Source organism: Bradyrhizobium sp. 23AC, assembly GCF_054863025.1.
Genome location: NZ_JAVAYN010000130.1, coordinates 1 through 276, shown reverse-complemented (window position 1 = coordinate 276; position 276 = coordinate 1). Strand labels below are relative to the sequence as shown.

Below are 276 nucleotides of genomic sequence, written 5' to 3'. Positions count from 1 at the left end.
ATCCGCGCATCGCCACCGGCGGCAACAACGGGGCCCTGGCCAGCATCGCCGAGGTGCGCAACCTGCTCTCCACGCTCGACGCCCTCGAGAGCGGGCAGGTGCCGCCCTGGGATATCCTGGTGCAGGCCGGCGCCACGCTCGATCGCCTCAGCGCCGAGGCCGAGGGGCCCGCAGGGGACCCGAACCAGCCGCAGGACACGCGCGGGACGGCGCGGTAGGGACAGCGTCCCATCACCGGCCACCCGCTGGCGCAGTCGCCGGGACTGATCGGATATA

At 73.2% G+C, this 276-nt stretch carries 1 protein-coding gene; it reads left to right on the top strand.

Translation table 11 applies throughout. The features are described 5' to 3' along the window. Positions 1-218: hypothetical protein (locus tag RAD10_RS41765; protein ID WP_461622015.1), on the top strand; the 218-nt coding region annotated here is incomplete at its 5' end. Positions 219-276: the final 58 nt, after the last annotated feature.